Origin of the sequence: Vibrio sp. 10N.247.311.12 (assembly GCF_041467515.1) — a bacterium.
GTDB classification, from domain to species: domain Bacteria; phylum Pseudomonadota; class Gammaproteobacteria; order Enterobacterales; family Vibrionaceae; genus Vibrio; species Vibrio crassostreae_C.
The window spans coordinates 1-2913 of the sequence record NZ_JBFSUV010000089.1; the positions used below are offsets into that span (position 1 = coordinate 1).

The window sequence follows — 2913 nt, forward strand, 5'->3', positions numbered from 1 at the left end:
ACCCAGAAAGCCAAGATGTTGCCGAGCTACAAGCGATGGTAGCTGCTCTGATGTCGGAGAAAAATGAGTGGAAACAAGAGCGCCAATCGCTGCTTGAACAACTCAAACTCGCCTTCGACCGTCAGTTCGCGAAACGCTCGGAGGCATTAAAGCCTTACGATGAATCACAAGGTGACCTCTTCAACGAAGCGGAGTGTGAAGCCGTTAAAGAAGACGAGGTTGAGGTGACAACCACGACCACAACGAAAAAGCGCGGTAAACGTAAACCTCTGCCTAAGACCTTGCCTCGTGAGGTTATCGAACTTGATGTAGACGACCATGAAAAGCAGTGCGCTTGCTGCAATCATAGCCTGCATAAAATCGGGGAAGACCGCAGCGAGAAGCTAGAGTTCACGCCAGCGGTACTCAAAGTGTTGGAATATGTTCGTCCTAAGTACGCTTGCCGCCAGTGCGAGAAAACAGGCGACAGCAGCCGAATCGTTCAGAAGCCATCCCCTCAGAGCCTCATCCCTAAAAGCTTCGCCACAGAAAGTTTGCTGACCAACATCATTCTTGGAAAATACCAATACGCGATGCCACTTTATCGTCAAGAATCGCTGTTTACCCAGTCGGGTATCGAGCTATCACGTACCACCATGGCAAGGTGGGTTATCCAAGTCAGTGAGAAGTTCGCCCCGCTGTATGCGGCCTTGAAGGAGAACCTGCTTCAACAAGTGGTGGTTCAGGCAGATGAAACGCCGCTCAATGTGCTCAAAGAAGAGAAGCAGTGTTATATGTGGCTCTACTGCTCAGGCGCTGACTCACCCGAAGCGGCACTGCCGAATGTGAAAAATATTGCCTTGTACGACTATCAAAACAGTCGCGCGAGGGCGTGTCCCGTGGACTTTTTAGGTGACTACAACGGTTATCTACAAACCGATGGCTACGCGGCTTATGATGGTCTGCATCACGTCACCAATGTAGGGTGCTTAGCGCATGCTCGTCGCAAGTTCATGGATGCGAAGAAGCTTCAAGGGAAAGGTAAATCAGGCAAGGCTGATAAGGCGCTGGCTAAAATCCAAAAACTCTACGGGATAGAATCACGCTTAAAAGGTGCGCCTGCCGAAGAGCGAAAAGCAGAGCGTCAAGCGCTTGCCAAGCCGATACTGGATGAGCTTTACCAATGGATGACAACCCAGAAGGTGATAGGCTCTAGCCCACTAGGCAAAGCGATAAAATATACGCTTGGGCAGTGGTCAAAGCTTATTCGTTATATCGACGATGGTCACTTATCTATTGATAATAATCGCGCTGAACGCGCAATTAAACCACTGGTCATTGGCAGGAAGAACTCTTATGACCTTTTTCAAGTTTTTCGACAAAACCTCTCTCTCCTCTGTGAGACGAGGCATGCTTTCAACATTAGAATTGCCTGAAAGTGAATTAGCAATAACTTGGGTTATACATACTCTTATTCGGGGATCTTTAGCCCCAACATGGTTTTCGTAATGAGTTTACCTCTATCTGGCTGCTAGTATCTAACCAAGTGGTCGACTTAAATTCTTGACGAGGATTACTCACCTGAGCTTCTTCACTTCCAAGCAAATTTTAAACTCTCTGATTTCGAGTGGTGACAGCAATGTCCCACATGAATCCAAGTAACTCTCTCGCAACAGCAGTAATTGCTATTTGTGACTTTTTCCCTTTAGCTACCAAGCTTCGGTAACGGAAGCATAATCGCTGCTGAGCTTTCCAGGAGATATCTTTGGCTTCTTGGCAAACACTATCTGGTCGATTCGCAGTTAACCAGCTACCGACCTTAGCATTGTTTCTATATGCCCATGCTGCCTCATACAAAAGTCGTCTTAACTCAACATTTCCAGCTTTAGTGATCCCTGCTTTACGAGTCACACTACCACTTGAGTGTTCACCAGGTATTAGGCCAAGGAATGCCATTATTTGTTTCGGATTACTAAATCGGGAGAAATCACCCACTTCAGCCACTACGGAGATTGCAATCGTACGTCCGACACCTTTTAGAGCTTGCAGTTGATTAACCAAGTTATAAAGTGACCAGTTAGGAAGTAACCTATCAATTTCTTGGTCTAATTGCTCAATACGGTTTTCTATTTGCTCCAAGCTTTGTCGATAGTGCTCATAAGCTATTTGTTGAGAAGCTAAGGGGAAAGATTGGTTGGCTAGCCATACTCGATGGCGGACAGTCCACATTTTCTTTTCATACTTTTTACCCGTTCTCAGAAGAATACTTTGGATTCGCTGCTTGGCAACTTTAGTATCTTTCTTTGCACAGCTTCTGGCTCTCACAAGATCTCGCATAGCTTCATGTGTCAGGTCGGGTACCCAGATATCAACTAACTCACCCGCTCTTAACAACCTCGCTAAAGCGACGGCATCTCGATGATCATTTTTGATCTTGTTGGTTGATATCTTAGGTATTCTAGAAGGAGCCACAACTGTACACTCTATGTTCATGCTAAGTAACAATCGATATAGACCGTAGCCTGTTGGGCCCGCTTCGTAGCAGACAAGGATCGTACCGTGAAGCTTGATTAGCTTCTTCATTAGACGAATAACGGCATCTTTTGCTGAAGAAATATTCCCATAAAATCGAACTTCTCCCTGCCGCTCTGGACTTGCAATCGCAACAGCAATTGTGTCCTTGTGCACATCAAGTCCAATATAAGCAGAATAGTTGACGGATTCCATATTGATGACCTCCAAAAACGCACCAGTAGGTAAGTCTAAGTATATAAGGTCATACCATCTGGCTGTTCTCTAACACACCAAACGGTGCTGATGCGAGCGCGATGCTTTACAGCATCATCGAGACCGCGAAAGCCAACGGTCTTATCCTCTACGACTACATGGTCAAGTGCATGAAAGAGCTCGCGAAAGCAGAGCCTGATATCGACG

At 46.3% G+C, this 2913-nt stretch carries 1 protein-coding gene and 2 pseudogenes; 2 read left to right on the forward strand and 1 reads right to left on the reverse strand.

All coding sequences use genetic code 11. The features are described from left to right. Positions 1–1331, forward strand: a pseudogene (gene tnpC, locus AB6E30_RS22370) (IS66 family transposase); the annotation flags it as partial. A 256-nt stretch (positions 1332–1587) separates the two neighbouring features. Here tnpC and AB6E30_RS22375 read toward each other — a convergent pair. Next, positions 1588–2706, reverse strand: a complete 1119-nt coding sequence (locus AB6E30_RS22375) for an IS110 family transposase (RefSeq protein ID WP_017070419.1) — start codon at positions 2704–2706, stop codon at positions 1588–1590. 47 nt (positions 2707–2753) lie between these two features. On the opposite strand from AB6E30_RS22375, the pseudogene AB6E30_RS22380 reads away from it, so the two are divergent. Beyond that, positions 2754–2913, forward strand: a pseudogene (locus AB6E30_RS22380) (IS66 family transposase); the annotation flags it as partial.